Origin of the sequence: Methanoculleus taiwanensis (assembly GCF_004102725.1) — an archaeon.
In the GTDB taxonomy this organism is placed as follows: Archaea; Halobacteriota; Methanomicrobia; order Methanomicrobiales; family Methanoculleaceae; genus Methanoculleus_A; species Methanoculleus_A taiwanensis.
The window spans coordinates 1-218 of the sequence record NZ_LHQS01000006.1; the positions used below are offsets into that span (position 1 = coordinate 1).

1 protein-coding gene is annotated in these 218 nt (G+C 57.3%); it reads right to left on the reverse strand.

Annotated elements, in window-relative coordinates; translation table 11 throughout:
• Positions 1 to 46: 46 nt before the first annotated feature.
• Positions 47 to 218, reverse strand: a 172-nt coding sequence (locus ABH15_RS14100) for a CxxC-x17-CxxC domain-containing protein (protein ID WP_128695130.1), incomplete at its 5' end; no start/stop codon positions are given.

Genomic DNA, 218 nt, shown 5'->3' on the forward strand with positions numbered 1-218 from the left:
TCCATTTAATTCACTCTCGTATAGACTGATGTATTCAGGGGAGGTATTAGAACCTCGGCTTTCTGTGCTTGGGGAGGCAGTCCCGGCAGTAGACGGGGCGACCCTCGGTCGGCTTGAAGGGAACTTCGCACTCGACGCCGCAGTCGGAACAGGTTGTTTTGTGGAACTCGCGGGGACGGTCGTCGTAGGAACGGGGACCCCGGCTCTGGTATCGGTTA